At 63.1% G+C, this 17,455-nt stretch carries 12 protein-coding genes; 5 read left to right on the forward strand and 7 right to left on the reverse strand.

Translation table 11 applies throughout. The features are described from left to right. Positions 1–35: 35 nt before the first annotated feature. The 6 genes from ABAC460_RS35540 to ABAC460_RS35565 all read right to left on the reverse strand — a co-directional run bounded on the left by ABAC460_RS35540 (position 36) and on the right by ABAC460_RS35565 (position 11,263). Positions 36–3,059 (reverse strand): tail fiber protein, encoded by a 3,024-nt coding sequence (locus tag ABAC460_RS35540; RefSeq protein WP_023453462.1) that lies wholly within the window; start codon positions 3,057–3,059, stop codon positions 36–38. A 109-nt stretch (positions 3,060–3,168) separates the two neighbouring features. Continuing rightward, positions 3,169–5,745 (reverse strand): calcium-binding protein, encoded by a 2,577-nt coding sequence (locus tag ABAC460_RS49660; protein ID WP_023453463.1) that lies wholly within the window; start codon positions 5,743–5,745, stop codon positions 3,169–3,171. Between the two features lie 99 nt (positions 5,746–5,844). Further along, positions 5,845–8,775 (reverse strand): calcium-binding protein, encoded by a 2,931-nt coding sequence (locus tag ABAC460_RS50800; protein WP_023453464.1) that lies wholly within the window; start codon positions 8,773–8,775, stop codon positions 5,845–5,847. Between the two features lie 76 nt (positions 8,776–8,851). Continuing rightward, entirely contained in the window at positions 8,852–9,904 is a 1,053-nt protein-coding gene (locus ABAC460_RS35555) for a M23 family metallopeptidase (protein ID WP_023453465.1), read from the reverse strand. Between the two features lie 37 nt (positions 9,905–9,941). Next, positions 9,942–10,460, reverse strand: a complete 519-nt coding sequence (locus ABAC460_RS35560) for a dihydrofolate reductase (RefSeq protein ID WP_023453466.1) — start codon at positions 10,458–10,460, stop codon at positions 9,942–9,944. Further along, a complete protein-coding gene (locus ABAC460_RS35565) occupies positions 10,457–11,263 on the reverse strand; it encodes a thymidylate synthase (protein WP_023453467.1) in 807 nt (268 codons plus the stop codon). Before ABAC460_RS35565 ends, ABAC460_RS35560 begins: the two co-directional genes overlap by 4 nt. 56 nt (positions 11,264–11,319) lie before the next feature. On the opposite strand from ABAC460_RS35565, the gene ilvC reads away from it, so the two are divergent. Then, positions 11,320–12,309: a ketol-acid reductoisomerase gene (gene ilvC, locus ABAC460_RS35570; RefSeq protein WP_023453468.1), complete on the forward strand. Its 990-nt coding sequence runs from the start codon at positions 11,320–11,322 to the stop codon at positions 12,307–12,309. A 247-nt stretch (positions 12,310–12,556) separates the two neighbouring features. Beyond that, positions 12,557–12,763, forward strand: coding sequence for a DUF433 domain-containing protein (locus ABAC460_RS51190; protein ID WP_081716526.1), 207 nt, complete (start codon positions 12,557–12,559; stop codon positions 12,761–12,763). On the opposite strand, the gene ABAC460_RS35575 is transcribed toward ABAC460_RS51190, so the two are convergent. Continuing rightward, positions 12,764–13,453, reverse strand: coding sequence for a tRNA1(Val) (adenine(37)-N6)-methyltransferase (locus ABAC460_RS35575; protein WP_081716535.1), 690 nt, complete (start codon positions 13,451–13,453; stop codon positions 12,764–12,766). 211 nt (positions 13,454–13,664) lie between these two features. Between ABAC460_RS35575 and ABAC460_RS35580 the strand changes: the two genes are divergently transcribed. The 3 genes from ABAC460_RS35580 to ABAC460_RS35590 are packed head-to-tail and all read left to right on the forward strand — an operon-like array spanning position 13,665 to position 17,455. After that, positions 13,665–14,684 carry a polyprenyl synthetase family protein gene (locus ABAC460_RS35580; protein WP_023453470.1) on the forward strand — a complete coding sequence of 340 codons (1,020 nt, stop codon included), beginning with the start codon at positions 13,665–13,667 and terminating at the stop codon, positions 14,682–14,684. Between the two features lie 13 nt (positions 14,685–14,697). Further along, positions 14,698–15,900 (forward strand): acyltransferase family protein, encoded by a 1,203-nt coding sequence (locus tag ABAC460_RS35585; RefSeq protein ID WP_023453471.1) that lies wholly within the window; start codon positions 14,698–14,700, stop codon positions 15,898–15,900. 28 nt (positions 15,901–15,928) lie between these two features. Continuing rightward, positions 15,929–17,455: a helicase HerA-like domain-containing protein gene (locus tag ABAC460_RS35590; RefSeq protein ID WP_023453472.1), complete on the forward strand. Its 1,527-nt coding sequence runs from the start codon at positions 15,929–15,931 to the stop codon at positions 17,453–17,455.

A 17,455-nucleotide genomic window follows, 5' to 3' on the forward strand; every position in this document is an offset into this window, starting at 1 on the left:
CATACTTCATTGACCCGCGGGCTGTCGCGTCTTTTCTACCAAACGATGTGCGCAAGTACCTCCGTCTGGAGCGCGTTGTTGACGGTAATTGTATTCCCGCCGCCCAGGTCGATCAGGACGTTGCCGCCGTTCTGGGTAACGATTCCGGTATTGGTCGCGCCGTTGGTGTAGGCGTGGATGTTGATGGCGTCGTCCTGGGCGGCGGTGAAGTCGGTGATGACGTCGACGCCACTGCCGGCTTCGAACAGGAAGATGTCGGCGCCCAGGCCGCCGGTCAGGTTGTCGGCGCCGCCCTTGCCGTTGAGGGTGTTGTTGCCGGTATTGCCGCTGAGCGTATTGGTCAGCGAGTTGCCGGTGGCGTTGACATTGTCACCGCCTGTCAGGTTCAGGGTCTCGGCGTAGCGCTGATTCAGGCTGTAGGTGACGGTCGAGAAGATGACGTCATTGCCCGAACCGCCGGCTTCGACGACATTGTCGCCGACCGTCTGGACGTAGAAGGTGTCGTCGCCCAGCCCGCCGGCCAGGACATTGACGCCGGCATTGCCGGTGAGGATGTTGTTGCCGTCATTGCCCGTGCCGTTGATGGCCGCGGCGCCCGTCAGGGTCAGGTTTTCGGAATTGGCGCCCAGGGTCCAGGTGATCGAGGCTTCGATCAGTTCGGCGCCGCCGCCGGCGTTTTCGGTGATACTGTCGCCGGCATTGTCGACGACGAAGGTGTCGTTGCCGCTGCCGCCGATCATGGTGTCGGCGCCGGCGCCGCCATCCAGCCGGTCGTGACCGGTCCCACCGTCCAGGGTGTTGTTGGCGGCGTTGCCGGTCAGGGTGTTGGCCAGGCTGTTGCCGGTGCCGTTGACGGGGTCGCCGCCGATCAAAGTCAGGTTTTCGACCTGACGGCCAGCCAGGCTGTAGGTGACGAAGCTGTTGATCAGGTCCGTACCTTCGTTCGAGGCCTCGACGACATTGTCGGTGGTGTTCTGAACGAAGTAGGTGTCGTTGCCCAAGCCGCCGGTCAGGATGTTGGTACCTGTGTTGCCGTAGAGGATATTGTCCAGCGCGTTGCCGGTGGCGTTGATATTGGCTGAGCCCGTCAGGACGATGTTCTCGAGGTTGTAGCCCAGGGTGTAGGTGACGGAGGCCTCGACCGTGTCGGTGCCTTCGCCGGAATTTTCATAGACGACGTCGCCGGCGACACTGACGATAAAGGTGTCGTCGCCGAGGCCGCCATACATGGTGTCATTGCCGGCGCCGCCGTCCAGGCTATTGTTGCCGGTGTTGCCGGTGACGGTGTTGGCCTGGCCGTTTCCGGTGCCATTGAGATTGGCGCTGCCGGTCAGGGTCAGGGCTTCGACAAAGGTGCCGGCCAGGCTGTAGGTGACGCTGGCATAGACCAGGTCGGTGCCCTGACCGCTCGGTTCGATGATGCTGTCGATCTCAGAGTCGACATAGTAGGTGTCGTTGCCGGCGCCGCCGGACATGGTGTCCGTGACAGCGCCGCCATCCAGGACGTCGTCGCCGTTGTTGCCGACCAGGCTGTCATTGCCGCCGTAGGCGTGGATGGTGTCGTTCTGGCCGGCGCCGATCAGGGTGTTCTGATACTGGTTACCGTTCAGGTCGAGCGCCGGCATGTAGGTGGAGGACAGGGTGTAGGATTCGCTGCCGGCCTGCTGGCCCAGGCTGAAGCCGGTGTCGGTACCGACCGCCGTACGGCCGCGGAAGTCCGGCAGGGCGAAGTTGGTGGTGCCATTGCCGCCGTAGGTGGTGCCCAGGAGGGAGAAGAGGGCGGTGTTCTGGGCGATGCTCAGGAGCTGGCCCTCGCAGAACATCCAGCCGCGCGGCGCATAGTTGATGGCGGTGATGGCGATTTCGCCGATATACTGCTCTTCGGGATCGCCTTCTGTCAGGCTGTTGCGGGACGGGAAGATGCCCTGGGTGGCGATCATGTAGTGCAGGGCCAGGGAGGGGCCGTTGTTGGTGACGGGGTTGCCGCTGCCGGCCATGTCCGCCGGCAGCTCGTTCTGATCGATATATTCGCGGTCGCTGCCGAAGGCCTGGCCCAAGGAGTGGCTGGCGGAGACCCCGACGACGGTACGGCCGCGCAGATCGGGCAGGGCGAAGGTGGTCGTGCCGTTGCCGCCGTAGGTGGTGCCCAGCAGGGAGAACAGGGCGATGTTCTGGGAGATCGACAGGAGCTGGCCTTCGCAGGCGAGGTAGCCGCGGGGGACGTATGAACCGGCGAACTGAACCACCAGGCCCATCATGTCCATATTATTGCCGATGAGGCCGCCGTCGCTCAGGCCGTCGTCAGCAAGTCCATCCTGGGAGGGGAAGATGCCCTGGATCTGGATCAGGTAGCGGGTGCCCAGGGACGGGTTGTAGTTGTCGAGCGAGGCGGCGGTGCCGCCGGCGCTGTAGGGCAGGTTGGCGGAGGCGATGTTAAGCGTTTCGGCGCCGAAGACCTGGCCGAGCGTCCGTGGCGTCAGGCCGGCACCGGTGCCGATGCCGACCGTGGTACGGCCGCCGAGGTCCGGCAGGGCGAAGGTGGTGATACCGTCGCCGCCATAGGTGGTGCCGAACAGGGAGAAGAGGGCGGTGTTCTGGGCGATCGAAAGGAGTTGGCCGGCGGCGAGCGCATCGCCTTGTGGGGCGAAGTTGCCGGCGAACATGCGGATGCCGCCCATATAGGCGCTGTTGTTGACGCCTTCCTCAGGCGCACCGTTCAGGCCGTTCTGAGGCGGATAGATGCCTTCCAGTGGGACCAGGAAGTTGATGGTCAGGTAGGGCTGCCAGTTGCTTATGATATAAGGAGCGGCAATCGGCCCGGCGTCGGGGATGGCTGTGGCGAAGGTCAGGGCGTTGGTGACCGTGAAGGCAGCCGTGGACACGGTGTCGGTGCGGCCTTCGGCGAGGCTGGCGGTCGTGGCGGACACGGCGGACAGGCTGGTGGTGGAGGCAATGCCCAGCGCGACTGTCGCGGAAGACGCTGGGCTGAGGCCGAAATCGGAATGCCGGGAACCAAAGGCGGACAGGGATTCAGGCACGCTTAGGTACAACGGTTTCATGAAAATTCTCCCTCCGAAAAAAGCTGTCTATAGCATGGCCCTGCCGCTGCGGCAGTCACAATTGCTCTACCGATAGATGTGATTCATGACGTCCGCATGTCGGCGGCCGTTACCAGACGATGTGGTCCATGACGTCGCCGACATTGGCGTGGGTTACCGTGATCACCGGACCTGCGATCAGGGTGATGGTGACGTCCTCGCCGCTCTGGCTGATGCGGCTGATATCCGAGACGCCATGGGTATAGGCATGGATATCGATACTGTCGCCTTCGGTTGAATTGAAGTCGGTGATGGTCGGACGCCCTGCGCCGGTGGTGAACAGGAAGATGTCGGCGCCCAGGCCGCCGGTCAGGAGGTCGCGGCCGCCGCCGCCATTGAGCGTGTTGTTGCCGTCATTGCCGGTCAGGACATTGTTCAGCGAATTGCCCGTGCCGTTGAGGTTGCCGCTGCCGGTCAGGATCAGGCTTTCGGCCGCGCGGCCGAACAGGGAGTAGGTCACGGTGGCGTAGACCGTGTCGGTGCCCTGGCCGTGCTGCTCGACGACATTATCCTGGGCATGGTCAACATAATAGGTATCGTCGCCCAGCCCGCCTTTCAGCACGTCGGCGCCGGCGCCGCCGTCCAGGCTGTTGTTGCCGGCAGTGCCGGTGATCGTATTGGCCAGGCTGTTGCCGGTGCCGTTGAGGTTTCCGTCCCCGGTCAGGATCAGGGTTTCGACCGCCCGGCCGAACAGGGAATAGGTGACCGAGCTGAAGACCGTATCGTTGCCCTGGAGGTGCAGTTCGGCGACATTGTCCTGGACATGGTCGACATAATAGGTGTCGTTGCCCAGGCCGCCGGCCATCCGGTCGGCGCCGGTGCCGCCGTCGAAGCTGTTGTTGCCGTCATTGCCGGTCAGGCTGTTGTTCAGCGAATTGCCGGTGACCGTGAGATCGGCGGTCCCGGTCATGATAAAGGTCTCAATGGCGCGGCCGAACAGGGAGTAGCTGACCGAACTGAAGATGGTGTCGGTGCCTTCGGTATGCAGTTCGACGACCCGGTCGGTGGCGTTCTGGATGTAGTAGGTGTCGTTGCCGCGGCCGCCGGTCAGGGTGTTGACCCCGGCATTGCCGGTCAGGACATTGGCCACCAGGTTGCCGGTGCCGTTGACATTGCCGTCTCCCGTCAGGGTCAGGTTTTCGACGTGGTTGCCCAGCGTGTAGGTCGCGTCGGTTTCGACGGTGTCGAGGCCTTCCAGGAGCTTTTCGACGACGGTATCGTTGCCGCCCATTAGGACATAGGTATCGTCGCCCAGCCCGCCGGTCAGGATGTTGACGCCGGCATTGCCTATCAGCAGGTTGCCGAGATCGTTGCCAGTGCCGTTGTCGTCACCGATGCTGGTCAGGGTCAGGTTTTCGACATGGGCGGGCAGGGAGAAAGTGCCCGCGGTCATAACGGTATCGATACCCTTGTTGGCCGTTTCGACGATGCGGTCGGGATTGCTCGCCCGGAACTCGACGATATAGGTGTCGTTGCCGGCGCCGCCCTCCAGATAGTCACGCCCTCCGCGGCCGTCGAGGATGTTGTTCTCGCTATTGCCCTTGATGGAATTGCCCCTGTCATTGCCCGTCCCGCGGATGGCGTTCCCGGTCAGTTCCAGGCTGTCGATGTTGTAGGCGTGAGCGTCATCGAGCGTGAAGTCGATGGACGCTCGGATGACCGCCTCGATGTACTCCTGGCCGTCCTCCTCGATGGCCACGTCGCCGGGGTTGTCGATGGTGTAATAATCCATCTCGAACCCGCCATACATGGTATCGGCGCCGGTGCCGCCATCGAGGCCATTGCTTTCGTCGTCACCGTACAGGACGTCGTCGCCTTCGAGGCCGTAGAGGGAGCCGCGGGGAAACTCATCTGGGGTGCCCAGGTGAATGATGTTGTTCTGGGCGTTGCCGTAAGCGTAGTTGCCGTGCAAACTCAGGTTTTCGAAATTGTCGGGCAGGGTATAGCGTTCAGCGATGACGCGTATTGTATCGCCGTCTCTCTGCTCGTCATTTTCGACAATAACAGCGTGTTCGTTTTCACCGATATCGTAATAATCGCCGCCGCCGCCGCCGATCAGGAGATCGTTACCGGAGGTTCCTCCCAGTACGTCATTGCCCAGGCCGCCGCTAAGGGTGTCATCACCGATGCCACCGTCCAGCCGGTCAGTGCCAACCGTGCCGGTCAGGGAATCGTTGCCGGCGCCACCATCCAGGTCGATCACTTCGACATCGTAAAGCACGGTCGTGCCGAAACCCGCGATATCGATGGCGTAGCCGCCGTCGGATTGCGGCGCCGCGATGATCGACGTTCCGGCCGGAGCGGCGGTGTAACTGATCCTGGCTGTGTCGTTGCCGCCGCCGGCGTGCCAGACAAACGGGCCGTGTGAGTAGGCGATGATCAGGGTGTCATTGCCGCTGCCCGTGTGCAGGGCCGACAGCCGCTCTACATTGCGGATCAGCATGCCCAGCGCCGTCCAGCCGGTCGCATTCCCCGCCAGGTGAGCGCTGTACTGGATGTTCGCCGTGGCCGCGCTGAGGTCGATGGAAATGACGTCCGTGCCGGCGCCGCCGTCGACGGAGTCGTTGAAGCTGATGCCCGTGAAGGTGTCGTTGTCCGAGGTGCCCTGGAAAATATCGGCTTCCGGTGTGCCTACATATGCCGCCATGATTATGTCTCCCGCCCGTTTCCGCGGCGGAGATTAATCCTGTTATGCCGGGATACAACCGGGTTTATTGGTCACACCCCGTCACCGTGCGGTCACAGTCTACCAGACGATCTGCGCCAGCACGTCGGCGCGGACGGCATTGAGCAGGGTGATGACATTGCCGCCGCCCAGGTTGATCACCGTATCGGCGCCGGCCTGGGTGACCAGGCCGGCGTTGGCGACACCGCCGGTATGGGCGTTGATATTGAGGGTGTCGTTCTGGGCGGCGCTGAAGTCGGTGACAGTGTCGGCGCGGCTGCCCAGCCCGAACAGGAAGATGTCGGCGCCGCCATTGCCCGTCAGGATGTCGTTGCCGCCGAGGCCGTTCAGCGTATTGGCGCCGGCGTTGCCGATCAGGGTGTTGGCCAGGCTGTTGCCCAGGGCGTCGATATTGGCCGATCCGGTCAGGTTCAGGGTTTCGGCATAGCGGCCGGTCAGGTTGTAGCTGACGGTCGAATAGATGATATCGGTGCCTTCGCCGCCGGCCTCGACGACCTTGTCGCCGGTCGCCTGGACATAATAGGTGTCGTTACCCAGTCCGCCGGTCATTGTATCGGCGCCGGCGCCGCCGTCGAGCAGGTTGTTGCCTGTATTGCCGGTCAGCTTGTTGCCGACACCGTTGCCGATGGCCGTCAGGTCGTCGGCTCCGGTCAGGGTCAGGTTTTCGACCACCCGGCCGGTCAGGTTGTAGCTGGCGCTGGCGATGACGGTGTCGGTACCGGCGCCCGAGGCTTCGGTGACGATGTCGAGGCTGTCGTCGACATAATAGGTGTCGTTGCCCAGGCCGCCGACCAGGGTATCGACCCCGCCGGCGCCATCCAGGACGTTGTTGCCGTCATTGCCGGTAATGACGTTGTTCGACAGATTGCCGGTGCCGTTGGCGGCCGTGCCGGTCAGGATCAGGCGTTCGACCTCGGCCGACAGGAGGTAGCTGGCCGAGGCGTAGACGGTGTCGAGGCCGCCATCCGCGCCTTCAAAGATTTCGTCGGACGCGACATTGACGAAATAGGTGTCGTCGCCCGCATTGCCGACCATGATGTCGACACCCGCGCCACCATCCAGCAAATTGTTGAGGGCATTGCCGTAGAGCTGATTGGCGGAGCCGTTGCCGATGGCTTCAACGGCCGTGTCGCCGGTCAGGTACAGGGCTTCGACGTAGCGGCCGACGAGGCTGTAGCTGACCTCACTATAGATGACGTCGTTGCCGGCATTGTTGGCTTCGACGACCTTGTCGCCGGCGTTCTGGATGTAATAGGCGTCGTTGCCCAGGCCGCCGCTCAGGACATTGTCGCCCGTATTGCCGGTCAGGGTATTGTTCAGGTCATTGCCGGTGCCGTTGATATTGGCCGTGCCGGTCAGTGTCAGGTCGTCGACGTGGTTGCCAAGGGTATAGTTGAAGGCGGCAAAAACCACATCGATGCCGCCGCCATCGGACTCGGTGACGATGTCGCTGTTGCTGTCGACATAGTACTGGTCGTTGCCATTGCCGCCGATCAGGGTATCGCCGCCGCTGCCGCCATCGAGGATGTCGTTGCCGGCGCCACCTTCCAGGAAGTCGAGACCGGAACCGCCGTAAAGGCGGTCGAGGCCGTCGCCTCCGACCAGTTCGTCGGCGCCGGAACCGCCGTCCAGGCGATCGTTGAGGCCGCGCCCGAACAGGATGTCATCGCCGCCCCGGCCGTAGAAGAATCCCGGCGCCCAGTTACTGCCCAGGATCTGGTTGGCGGCGTTGGAGCCGTAAGCGAAAATGTGGTCGGCCATGTCCAGGAACGGGTCGCCGGGAACGAAGATTCCGTTCTGCACCTCAAAGGTCAGGTTTTCGACACCGACAAGGCTGTTGACCTGGCCGCCGACCTCCATATAGCCGTTGGCCAGGTCGATATAGATACCGCCGATGCCGGTCGGATCCCATTCTTCGCCGCGGGTTTCGTCGACATATATGCCGCGCGCGAAGGCGAGGACCAGGGTGTCATTGCCCGCGCCGCCATCGATGGTGTTGCCGGAAAAGGTGAGGGTCGCCAGGCCTGAGGCGCCGTTGATCCCGTTACTTGCGCGTTCACCCAGGTCGGCGCCACCCAGGCCGCCTTCGCCGCCGATGCCGCCGCGGCCGCCGTTGAGGACGAATTCCAGCTTCAGTCGCTCGTCGGCGGGGGTGCCGGTGATATGATTGTTGGTGAAGGTGATGGCGACATCGCTGCCGTCGCCTCCGTCACCGCCGCGGCCGCCCGCGCCATATTGGCCGGCCGTAGTGCCGGCCCCGCCGCGGCCACCGTCGCCGGCAATGCCGCCGAGGGCGCCGATGACTTCGATGCGGTGGCTGTTGAAGCCTGTGTCGAACGAGAGGTAGACGCTGTCGACCAGGACTCCGGCTGTGCCGCCATCGCCGCCACGGCCGCCGTCGCCGCCATCGCCGGGTGTGTCGCCCGCGCTGCCGGTCCGGCCGAAACCGCCCAGCATGTAGCCTGCGGTGAAGCCGGCAGTCAGGTTCAGCCGTGCCGACGGATGCAGAGGATCGGTGATGACCGTGCTGTCGGTCAGGCGGATCAGGACGTCGCCATTGTCGCCGCCGTTTGCCGCCAGTCCGGCCGCGCCGCCCGTACCGGCGATGCCGTTACCGCCCAGGCCGCCGCCGCCGCCATAGCCGGCCGTGCCGCCAGTCGCGATGATGGTCATGACTTCGGTGTAGGAGATGCCCGTCAGGTCGATGGTCAGGTCGCCGCCTTGGCCGCCTGTGGCGCCGTTGCCGCCAATGCCGCCCGGCGCACCGGCATTGGCGTGGCCGCCGCCGCCACCCTTGCCGCCCGAACCGGAGGTTGCCAGCAGGCTCTGACCGCCGAGCAGTTCCTGGATATTTTCCTCAGTGATGTCGATGACCAGGCTTTCGCCGCTGCCGCCGGCCGTGGCGTTGCCGCCATCAGCGCCGTCATTGCCCGGGGGCGGGGTCGCGCCATTGGCGCCGTCGGTGCCGTTGATACCCGTGAACGTCGTCATGGTATTGCTTCCCTGCGCCAAACGGCCTGAATTTGCGCCGTAACATGACATGGGACAGCGTTACGTCAATACCGCCTCACATGAACTCCAGACTGAATTCTTTATACAGAACGGTTTTGGTCCCGGCGGTAACCGTGTAGGTGGCGCGATATTTGCCTTTCGGCCAGGATCCGCCGGGTGGCCGTTCACCTGTGAAGGCCATGTACTGGGCCTTGTTGCGGTCCAGCATAGGCTGGGCCGAGGTCACCAGGACCTTGCCGTCGGGCTTGTAGATGGTCAGGGTCTGAACGTCTCCGGACTGCAGGTTGATGGCGCGGACCCAGGCAACCAAGGCGGGGCTGGACCTGGTCGCCATGGGGATATTGCCGCGCTCGATGGCATCCATGGTCACAGGGCCGGGGGCAAAGCCGGCATTGAGCATCTGGCGGCCGGCATAGACCATCTGCTGTCTGACGCCGGCGTTCCACAGGGTGGTTGCTGTCGTGGGGGAGCACGAGGCCGACAGGTTGAACGGATCGACGGGCTTGTTGTCCTTGAATACGCCCAGGTGCAGGTGCGGAAATGCCGCCCAGCCGGCCTGTCCGACCAGGGCCAGCTTGTCGCCGGCCTTGACCTTCTGGCCGTCCTTCACACTGATCGAGCCCTGGCGCATGTGGCAGTACTGTGTATGCCAGCCATTGCCATGGATGACCACCACGCGGTTGCCGCAGGCCCGGTCGGACGGCACGGCGGCCTGGTTATAGGCGCCGACCTCCCAGTCGGGCGCGCCGTCTCGCACGCCGGCCACCACCCCGTCGGCCACGGCCAGAACGGCGACGCCGCGCGCCTGGGCGACCTTGTCCGGGATGCGGAAGTCGGTGCCGTCGTGGCCGTCATAGGTGGCGCCGCCGCAGGTATAGTCGCTGGCCGGGCCCTTGTTCGGATCGCGGTCGGCATATTGCTGGATGACGCAGTCCTTGCCGATGTCGCAGGCGATGGGCGAGCCCATGCTGAAGCCGCCGGGCGCCTGAGTCAGGGTCGGCTGCGGCACGGGCTCGACGGAGACGGCCGGCGCCGTGTCGGCCTTGGGCGGAGAACAGGCGGCCAGTAAGGCGAAGCCGGCGGCGATCAGAAGCGGGCGCTGGGTCATGGGGCGAGCCTAACCCAATCGCGGGAATTCGGCCAGATCACTTCGCCCGTTCGTAGACCTTCAGGGTAAAATCGTGATCGTCGAATTCGGCCTTGGTGAAGGTCTCTTCGCGCACCACCTGCCAGACGGCCGGATCGATGGCCGGGAAGTGGGTGTCGCCTTCGACCGTGGCGTGGACGTGGGTGACGTAGAGCCGGTCGGCCTTGGGCAGGGTCTGGGCGTAGACATTGGCGCCGCCGATGACGCAGATCTCATCGACGCCGTCGTCGGTGGCGTGTTCTTTGGCGATATCCAGCGCTTCGAACATCGTCGCGCAGATGATGCCGCCGGGGGCCTCGAACTTCAGGTCGCGGCTGAGGATCAGGTTCAGCCGGCCGGGCAGGGGTTTTTTCGGCAGCGAGTCCCAGGTGTTCGAGCCCATGAGGATCGGCTTGCCCTGGGTGATGTCCTTGAACAGTTTCATGTCCGAGCGCAGCCGCCAGGGCAGGGTGTTGTCCTTGCCGATGACGCCGTTGTCGCTCATGGCCACGACCAGAGCCAGTTTGGGTTTGGTCATACGGCGACCGGCGCCTTCAGCGCGCCGTGGCTTTGGTAGTTGGCGATGGTGAGGTCAGCATAGTCGAAGCCGAACAGGTCGGTCTTCGGCGCCAGTTCCAGGGTCGGGAAGGCGAAGGGCGTGCGCTCAAGCTGCGTCTTCGCCTGGTCGATGTGGTTGCTGTAGAGGTGGACGTCGCCGAAGCTGTGGACGAAGTCGCCGGGCTTCAGGCCGACGGCCTGGGCGACCATGTGGGTCAGCAGGGCGTAGGAGGCGATGTTGAACGGCACGCCCAGGAAGATGTCGGCCGAGCGCTGATAGAGCTGGCACGATAGCTTACCGTCAGCGACGAAGAACTGGAACAGGCAGTGGCACGGCGGCAGGGCCATGTCCTCGACCTCGGCCGGGTTCCAGGCCGAGATGACGTGGCGGCGGGAGTTCGGATTGGTCTTCAGGTTTTCGACCAGTTGCGCCATCTGGTCGATGGTGCGGCCGTCGGGGGAGGTCCATGAGCGCCACTGCTTGCCATAGACCGGGCCGAGATTGCCGTTCTCATCCGCCCATTCGTCCCAGATGGTGACGCCGTGATCGTGCAGGTATTTGACATTGGTGTCGCCGCGCAGGAACCACAGCAGCTCGACGGCGACCGACTTGAAATGGACCTTCTTGGTGGTCAGGAGTGGGAAGCCCTGGCTCAGGTCGAAGCGGATCTGGCGGCCGAACAGGCCGTAGGTGCCGGTGCCCGTCCGGTCGTCCCGGCGCACGCCGTTTTCCAGGCAGTCGCGCAACAGGTTGAGATACTGATATTCCGGATGGTCGAACATGGGCGGTACTTTAAGATAGGCAGCGATTCTGATCACTATAGCCGAGGCCAACCGCTATGTCCCTTCCCGTTTATCGTGATGCCGACTGTGACCTGTCGCTGATTGCGGCGTCGAACGTGTTGATCATCGGTTATGGCTCACAGGGGCGGACCCATGCGCTCAACGTACGCGATTCCGGCGTGGCGCAAGTTAAGGTAGCACTTAAGCCGGGCTCGAAAACACGTGTGAAGTGCGAATCAGACGGCTTTGAAATCGTTACGGTTTCGGACGGTGTCTTGTGGGCGGACGTTATCGTGGTGCTGACCTCCGACGAGGCCCACCAGAGGTTGTTTGCCGACGAGGTCGCGCCCTATTTACGAGAAAATCAAGCGTTGATTTTCGCGCATGGCTTGTCGGTGAACTTTGGTCTGGTGGTGCCTCCGGCCGGTGTTGACGTCCTGTTGGTCTCGCCGAAAGGGATCGGTCCGCGCATCCGCGACATCTATGTGGTCGGCGACGGGGTGTTCTGTCTGTTTGCCGTCCATCAGGATGCTTCCGGCCGGGCGAAGGCGCTGGGACTGTCCTATGCGGCGGCTTTGGGCTGTGGGCGCAAGGGCATTCTCGAGACCACCATGAAGGACGAATGCGAGAGCGATCTGTTCGGTGAGCAGGTGGTGTTGTGCGGCGGGACGCGGGAGCTGGTGACTTCGGGTTTCCAGACTCTGGTCAATGCCGGATACCCGCCCGAAGTGGCGTGGTTCGAGACCTGTTACGAGTTGAAGCTGGTGGTCGATCTGCTGTGGGAACTGGGGATGTCGGGCGGCTTCGGCAAGATTTCGAACACGGCGGAATATGGGGCGTATCTGACCGGTCCGCGAATAATCAATGATTCATCGAAAGCGGAGATGGCGGGGGTTTTGCAGGATGTGCAGTCTGGGGCGTTCGTTCGTCGGCTTATGGCCGATTACGATGCGGGCAGTCCGGATCTGAATGCCCGGCGGGAGGCGTTGAGGGATAATCTGCTGGATGCGACGAAGGCATATCTGGATGGTGTGGCGAAGGGATGAGCTGTTCTTATCCTCCAACGCTTGCGGGGGAGCGGGGCGGCCCGTGCCGTGCTGAGCAAGCGAAGGCAAAACCGTAGCGCGTCGAAGCTGAGGGAGCCGAAGCTCGGAGCTTGTAACGCCCCCTCCGTCTCGACACGCTTCGGCCCAAGGGGGGCCTCGCTTGCTCGCCACCTCCCCCGCAAGCGGTGGAGGATAAGTTGGTCTCTCATGGCCGCTATGGTAAGCAGTCATGGTGTTGGAAGATTAAATGACGCTAACTCGGATTAATACAGACCCTCAAATTATGGGAGGTCGACCTTGTATCAGCGGCTTTCGCGTCACTGTGAGCATGATTGTGCGGCAACTGGGAAGCGGGAGATCAGTTGACGACCTACTTGCCGATTATCCGTTTCTTGATCGGGAAGACGTATTGCAAGCTCTGCTTTATGCTGCCCGTCGTGTTTCACGACAATAATTACCACCCCAAGACCTCTTCGCCGCGTAGGATCGCTTCGACTTCGGGTGTGTGTTTTCGGTTGCCTTGGTCGTGCAGAACAAGCGGAGGTAACAGGCGCAGCGGCGCCTTGCCCAGGCGTTTGCCACAGACCAGGATTCTTTTGGCGTTCTTTTCGATAAACGGTTGAATGGGCCGTACCCGGAAGGAACCCGCCTTTGACGACAGGCCGGTCAGGATGTCGCCCAGTCGGTCGGCCCGGTGGATGAAGACGATGTCTCCGCCGTCCTTCACCGCCGCCAGGGCGAAGTCCAGCCAGGCGCCCAAACCGTCATCGGCGATCCAGGCTGGGCGCTTGGCCTCATGCGGCGGGCGCAGGGTGTCCGGGTCATCGAAGAAGGGCGGGTTGCTAAACACCAGATCGAAGCGGTCGAGGCCCAGAGTTTTGAAACCGGCGCCGATATCGCCGGTCATTACTGTCACATCGTCATGGCTGTTAAGGGCGGCGTTGCCGCGCGCGAGTTCGGCGTAGGCCGGTTCGCGCTCGATGCCGGTCAGCGCTAAATCAGGGCAACGCGCCTTCAGCGACAGCATGGCGCCGCCGGCGCCGCAGCCCAGTTCCAAAGCCTTCCCGCGCGGCGCCAATCCGGCGCAGGCCGCGGCCAGCAGAGCGCCGTCCATGCCGATGCGATAGCCCTTGGCGGGCTGCATCACTTTGACGCGCCCGCCCAGCAGGTGCGTCGGCGTGGTTTCTGTGGCACAATCAACCGGTGATGAAGCGGTCTCGGTCCCCATAAGAGATTGTTTTCTGATCATTTCGCCGCCTGTATGGCAGCTACGGTTGAAGTTTACTATCGCGGGCCATTGCCTGCACCGTCAAGGCGGTTTATGGCCTTTACCGTTTGTGTCAGGAGTTAACACCTTGGATTCGGCCAATATCGAGACTGTACGCCCGCCGGTCGCCAAAGCCGACGTGAACGCCCTGGTCAGCCTGACCGCCGCGGACATGGTCAAGGTCAACAGTCTGATCACCGCCCGGATGCAGTCCGAAGTCGCCGTCATTCCCGCCCTGGCCGAGCACCTGATCGCCGCCGGCGGCAAGCGCCTGCGCCCGCTTTTGTGCGTGGCCGCCGCGCGCCTGTGCGAGGTGCGCAACGACAACCATCACAAGCTGTCGGCCGCCGTCGAATTCATCCATACCGCCACCCTGTTGCACGATGATGTCGTCGACTCGTCGTCCCTGCGCCGCGGCAAGGTCGCCGCCCACCTGATCTGGGGTGCGCCGTCGTCGGTGTTGGTCGGCGACTTTCTGTTCGCCCGCGCCTTCGAGCTGATGGTCGAGACCGGTTCGCTGCGGGCGCTCGACATCCTGTCCAAGGCTTCGGCCGTCATCACCCAAGGCGAAGTCCTGCAGTTGATGAAGGCGTTCGACCTGAACCTCAGCCAGGCTGACTATATCGAGATCATTTCGTCGAAGACTGCTGCTCTGTTTTCGGCGGCGTCCGAAAGTGGCGCCGTGGCCGCCGGCGCTTCCGAAGACAAGATCACGGCGTTGTACAGCTATGGCCTGAACCTGGGCCTGGCCTTCCAGATCCAGGACGACGTGCTGGACTATCACGGCGATGCCGCCGACCTGGGCAAGAATGCCGGCGACGATTTTGCCGAGGGCAAGTCGACCCTGCCGCTGATCCTGGCCATGCAGGCGACCAAGGCGACGGACGAGGCCTTCTGGGCCCGCACCATCGGCGAGCGCAAGCAGCAGGACGGCGATTTTGCCCATGCGCAACGGTTGATGATTGAGTCCGGAGCGCTGGACCAGGCGCGCGCCGTCGCCCGCGGCTATGCCGACAAGGCCCGCGCCGCGCTTTCGGTGTTCGAGCCCGGCCCGTGGCGCGCCGCGTTAGAAAACCTGGCGCTGTACAGCGTGGAACGGCAAAAGTAGACAAGGCGCGACCTTGACTCAGGACACCACGCGCAGCACTGAGGCCCGGTTTTTCGAACTGGATATCCTGCGCGGCATTGCGGCGTCGATGGTGGTGCTGTTTCACTACAAGCACTTCCTGCTCGATGACACTGGCAATTTCGACTATGCCCGCATGCCGCTCTATGCCTTGCTGGCGCCGGTCTATGTCTATGGCCAGTTCTTCGTCGAGCTGTTCTTTTCGATCTCGGGCTATGTCTTTTTCTGGCTGTATGCGGAAGCCGTGTCGCAACGGCGGGTGGGGTTGCGCAGCTTCTTTATCGCCCGGTTTTCGCGGCTGTATCCGTTGTTTTTCCTGACCTTTGTCGCGGTCGCTCTGATCCAGTGGGTGTTCGTCAGCCTATATGGCCAGGCCTATATCTATCAGGACAATTCGCCGGGCCAGTTCGTGCTCAACCTGTTCATGGTGCATCAGTGGCTGCCCGGGGCGCAGATGTCGTTCAACGGGCCGTCGTGGTCGATCTCGGTCGAGGTCTTTCTCTATGGCGTTTTCTTCGCCCTGTGTGCTCTGCGGCTGAACAAGCCTTCGATGATTGCTGCTGTGGTGGTGCTGGGGCTGCTGTTCAAATATCTGCAACCCCAGCCGGCGCCGGACTTCACGCGCGGTATTCCGAATTTCTTTCTGGGTGGGCTGATCTTTTACGCCGTACAGTATCTGAGAGATCATGCCCGGGCGGTGTGGCTGGAACGGGTGGAGAGGGTGCTGGTGTGGCTGGTGCCGGCGCTGTGGCTGGTGGCCTATGTCATTGGGCATGATCTGATCTGGGGACCGGTCGGCGACTGGATCGAAAGCCACGATATCGGCTCGAAATCCGTCCTGTTCAGCACCGACAGCTTTGTCTATGTCCTGGTGCCGTTGACCTTGCTGGCACTGGGTCTGCAGCAGGGGAAGTGGCTGAATGCCGACAAGCTCGAAAAATGGGCCTGGGTTGGTGATGTCAGCTATTCGGTTTACCTGATCCATTTTCCGTTGCAGCTGATGATCATGGTCGGGCTGGCGCACCTGCCGTTTGAGGTGCGGGCGGGCTTTTTTGCCTCGCCGCTGGTGTTGCTGCTGTTTATGGCGATCGCCCTGGGACTGGCGCGCTTGAGCTTCCTCTATTTCGAAATGCCGATGCGCCGGCTGCTGAAGGATTGGCTGACGCGCAGACTGGCGCCGGGGACACCGATCCTTTAAAACGGTCGCGTCTTAGAGGAGCGACTCAATGTCCGATCTGCCGGGAGCCTTTGTCGGCCAAGGTACCAATCCGCAAATCCTGCTGTACAGCCGCGCCAACCGCCACGGCCTGATCGCCGGCGCCACCGGTACCGGCAAGACCATCACGCTCCAGATCCTGGCCCAGGCCTTTTCCGATGCTGGGGTGCCGGTCTTCGCCGCCGATATCAAGGGCGACCTGTCGGGCCTGTCGCAGCCCGGAACGCCCAATGAAAAGCTGCTGGAACGCGCCAAGGGGATGAACCTGGACCTGACGCCGGCCGCGGCGCCGGTGGTCTTCTGGGACCTGTACGGCGAAAAGGGCCACCCGATCCGGGCGACCATTTCCGAGATGGGGCCGCTGTTGCTGGCGCGGTTGCTCGATTTGAATGATGTCCAGGAAGGGGTGCTCAACATTGCCTTTGCCGTGGCCGACAAGGAAGGCCTGTTGCTGCTGGATCTGGATGATCTGCGCGCCATGCTGAAATACCTGTCGGAGAACAGCAAGGAGATCGGCGCCACCTACGGCCAGGTATCCCCGACCACCATCGCTACCATCCAGCGCAACCTGTTGACGTTGGAGAACCAGGGTGCGGCCAAGTTCTTCGGCGAGCCGGCGCTGCGGCTGGAAGACCTGATGCGGACCAACATCAGCGGCAAGGGCTATGTCAATATCCTGGCCTCGGACCGGCTGATGCAGAACCCGAAGCTGTATTCGACCTTCCTTCTGTGGCTTATGGCCGAGTTGTTCGAGGAACTGCCCGAGGTCGGCGATCCGGAAAAGCCGCGCCTGGTGTTTTTCTTCGACGAGGCGCACCTGCTGTTCAACCAGGCGTCCAAGGCGCTGCTGGAAAAAATCGAGCAGGTGGTCCGCCTGATCCGGTCGAAGGGCGTCGGTATCTACTTCATCACCCAGAACCCGGCCGATGTGCCTGATGCCGTGCTCGGGCAGTTGGGCAACCGGGTGCAGCATGCCTTGCGCGCCTATACGCCGTCGGAACAGAAGGGCTTAAAGTCGGCGGCGGACTCGTTCCGCGTCAATCCCGAGTTCAACACGCTGGAGGTGCTGCAGCAACTGGGCACCGGCGAAGCCCTGGTGTCGCTGATGGACGAGAAGGGGCGGCCGAATATCACCGAGCGCGCCCTGATCCGGCCGCCGGCGTCGCGTATGGGGCCGGCCACAGAACAGGAGCGGGCGGCCATCGTGGCGGCGTCGCCGGTCGGCGGCATGTACGACACTGAGCGCGACCGCGAGTCGGCCTATGAGCTGTTGTCGGCGCGCGCTGCCAAGGTGGCGGCCGATGCCCCGCCCCCGCCGCCTTCTGCCGAAGAAAAGGCGGCTGCGAAAGCGGCTGTCCAGGCGGCCAAGGACGAAGAACGCCAGCGCGTCGCCGACGAGAAGGCCAAGGCTAAGGCGACGGCCGATACGCTGAAGACGGTCAAGCAGGTGGCCGTGCCGATCATCCGCTCGGTCGGGATTGCCATTGTCGGCCAGCTGATGCGCGGTATGTTCGGCACGACCAAGCGGCGGCGGTAG

Source organism: Asticcacaulis sp. AC460, from assembly GCF_000495795.1.
Taxonomy (GTDB): domain Bacteria; phylum Pseudomonadota; class Alphaproteobacteria; order Caulobacterales; family Caulobacteraceae; genus Asticcacaulis.

Excerpts from the sequence above, each read along its gene's own strand:
- ABAC460_RS35540 (WP_023453462.1), bottom strand. The coding sequence starts at position 3,059 with ATGAAACCGTTGTACCTAAGCGTGCCTGAATCCCTGTCCGCCTTTGGT.
- ABAC460_RS49660 (WP_023453463.1), bottom strand. The coding sequence starts at position 5,745 with ATGGCGGCATATGTAGGCACACCGGAAGCCGATATTTTCCAGGGCACC.
- ABAC460_RS50800 (WP_023453464.1), bottom strand. The coding sequence starts at position 8,775 with ATGACGACGTTCACGGGTATCAACGGCACCGACGGCGCCAATGGCGCG.
- ABAC460_RS35555 (WP_023453465.1), bottom strand. The coding sequence starts at position 9,904 with ATGACCCAGCGCCCGCTTCTGATCGCCGCCGGCTTCGCCTTACTGGCC.
- ABAC460_RS35560 (WP_023453466.1), bottom strand. The coding sequence starts at position 10,460 with ATGACCAAACCCAAACTGGCTCTGGTCGTGGCCATGAGCGACAACGGC.
- ABAC460_RS35565 (WP_023453467.1), bottom strand. The coding sequence starts at position 11,263 with ATGTTCGACCATCCGGAATATCAGTATCTCAACCTGTTGCGCGACTGC.
- ilvC (WP_023453468.1), top strand. The coding sequence starts at position 11,320 with ATGTCCCTTCCCGTTTATCGTGATGCCGACTGTGACCTGTCGCTGATT.
- ABAC460_RS51190 (WP_081716526.1), top strand. The coding sequence starts at position 12,557 with ATGACGCTAACTCGGATTAATACAGACCCTCAAATTATGGGAGGTCGA.
- ABAC460_RS35575 (WP_081716535.1), bottom strand. The coding sequence starts at position 13,453 with ATGCAGCCCGCCAAGGGCTATCGCATCGGCATGGACGGCGCTCTGCTG.
- ABAC460_RS35590 (WP_023453472.1), top strand. The coding sequence starts at position 15,929 with ATGTCCGATCTGCCGGGAGCCTTTGTCGGCCAAGGTACCAATCCGCAA.